The following is a 2,319-nucleotide window of genomic DNA, read 5'->3' as shown; positions in this document are numbered from 1 at the left end:
ATGCTTGGTGGTAAAATAATACGTTTTTATTTTACCAATTTACAGTTGAGTAAGATACAAGGGACGCCACGCTGGCGTCCGTTTATTGAATACAACAAATTAGGGTTTGTTATCAGTCTGAGGCGTATTTAATACGCCCTATATAGCCATTAATTTATTTACTCGGTGCTTGAGCTAAAATTTTAGTGAGAAGTTCCCAATAAATTTCAACGGCTGGAATATGCACTTTTTCATCTGGAGAGTGTGCATTGCGAATGGTTGGTCCAATCGAAACTAAATCCATTGTTGGATATACTTTCTTAATTAAACCACATTCAAGCCCTGCGTGAATCACTTGAATAGTCGCTTCATAGCCTAAAATTTCGTCATAAATTTGTTTGGTTAATGGCGTAATTTTAGAGAAACGATCGGGTTCCCAACCTGGATAGCTACCAGAGAAAATAGCGGCCGCCCCTGTTAATTCAGCCAAAGACGTTAATTTTCCTCTTACGTCTGCTTTTCCATTTTCCACTAATGAACGTAGTAAGATATTCGCCACTACTTCATTTTCTTCGGTGGTAAGAATGCCTACACTCAGTGATGTTTCCACCACATTTTTAACCACATCACTATTACGGATAACGCCATTTGGTAATAAGTTTAAGAATTGAATAACTTTATGGCTTGATGCTTGATCAAAGGCATTCTCAGGGCGAGTTACATTATTGTAAATAAAGGTCAGATTTGGCTCTGCAAGAACTAATTCTGCTTTTAGCACCTGTTCCATTTCAGCCAAACAAGCGGTAATTTTCTCTTGATTTTTTGCATCGAATACAAGGGTAACGCTTGCTTCTCGTGGAATTGCATTGCGTACTGAACCACCACGAATTTCAGCAATTTGGAATGGTACGGCAGCTTTCAATTCAGTTAAAGTTCTTGCTAATAGCTTGATTGCGTTAGCTCTGGTAGTATGAATATCACAACCTGAATGTCCGCCATTTAGACCTTTTAACTGGAATTGTAATGCCGTATCAAATGGATTATTTTCATATTTTACTGGTAGTCTTAATTTAGCATCTTCTCCACCCGCACAGCCAATATAAATTTCACCATTTTCTTCGGTATCAGTATTGATCATTATATTGCTTGTTAGCCAATTTGGACGTAAACCAATAGCCCCAACCATTCCTGATTCTTCGGTCATTGTTAATAGCACTTCAATATCGGGGTGTACGAGATCATCAGCATCAAGTACGGCTAAACAAGATGCTAAACCGATACCATTATCGGCACCGAGTGTAGTACCTTTTGCTTTTACCCATTCACCATCAATGTAAGGTTGAATTGGATCTTTGGTAAAGTCGTGCTGTGTGCCTTCATTCGCTTGTGGAACCATATCTAAGTGAGCTTGAATAGCAATACCTTGGCGATTTTCCATTCCTGCTGTTGCAGGCTTGCGAATTAGCACATTGCCAACTTCATCACGCTCAACAAAGAATTGCTTTTGTTTTGCCCAATCAACAATAAATTGAGCGATTTGCTCTTCGTGATAAGAAGGGTGTGGAATTGCACAGATTTGATCGAACCATTTCCATAATAGGCTAGGTTTAAGTGTTTGAATTTCAGACATATTCACCTCTCTTTAGTTAGTTTAAGCGGTATGTTCTTGACAAAGATTTGCAAAAATCACACCTGAACGGGATTTTATTGTAAAATTCGTTGGAAATGATAGCACGAAACTGTTTTTTAAGTTATCGTTACGCAATTTTTTTATTCGGTGCATTAGCACCGCTTTTATTAGGTAAAATATTATGAGTGAAAAATACACTAACGAAAAATATGTTGTGACGTGGGATATGTTCCATATGCACGCACGAAAATTAGCACAGCGTTTATTACCTGCATCGCAATGGAAAGGGATTATTGCGGTTAGTCGTGGTGGTTTGTTCCCTGCGGCAGTATTAGCTCGTGAACTAAGCATTCGCCACGTTGAAACCGTTTGTATTGCAAGTTATGACCACGACAGTCAAGGCGAGTTAAAAGTATTACACGCAGCGGAAGTTGCCAATGGCGGCGAAGGTTTTATCGTTGTTGATGATTTAGTGGATACAGGGAACACTGCGCGTGAAATTCGTCAAATGTATCCAAATGCTAAATTTGTAACCGTATTCGCAAAACCGCTAGGGGCTGCATTAGTTGATGATTATATTGTTGATATTCCGCAGGAAACGTGGATTGAGCAACCTTGGGATTTAGGCATCACATTTGTTCCACCACTTTCTAAAAGCTAATTATTAAGCACTGTTATCTAAGCAGACTGATGACAAACCCTAATTTGTT

General features: G+C 38.9%; 2 protein-coding genes. One reads left to right on the top strand and one right to left on the bottom strand.

Annotated elements, in window-relative coordinates; translation table 11 throughout:
• Positions 1 to 154: 154 nt before the first annotated feature.
• Positions 155 to 1,609 (bottom strand): aminoacyl-histidine dipeptidase, encoded by a 1,455-nt coding sequence (locus A1D25_RS10230; RefSeq protein ID WP_157395576.1) that lies wholly within the window; start codon positions 1,607 to 1,609, stop codon positions 155 to 157.
• A gap of 181 nt (positions 1,610 to 1,790) precedes the next feature.
• On the opposite strand from A1D25_RS10230, the gene gpt reads away from it, so the two are divergent.
• Positions 1,791 to 2,270, top strand: a complete 480-nt coding sequence (gpt, locus tag A1D25_RS10225) for a xanthine phosphoribosyltransferase (RefSeq protein ID WP_157395575.1) — start codon at positions 1,791 to 1,793, stop codon at positions 2,268 to 2,270.
• The last annotated feature ends 49 nt before the right edge of the window (positions 2,271 to 2,319 follow it).

Source organism: Ursidibacter arcticus, from assembly GCF_009761375.1.
Taxonomy (GTDB): Bacteria; Pseudomonadota; Gammaproteobacteria; order Enterobacterales; family Pasteurellaceae; genus Ursidibacter; species Ursidibacter arcticus.
This window is presented reverse-complemented; position numbering and strand designations above follow the sequence as displayed.

What these genes read in the sequence shown, in the direction of transcription:
- gpt (WP_157395575.1), top strand. Translation starts at nt 1,791, where the DNA reads ATGAGTGAAAAATACACTAACGAAAAATATGTTGTGACGTGGGATATG.
- A1D25_RS10230 (WP_157395576.1), bottom strand. Translation starts at nt 1,609, where the DNA reads ATGTCTGAAATTCAAACACTTAAACCTAGCCTATTATGGAAATGGTTC.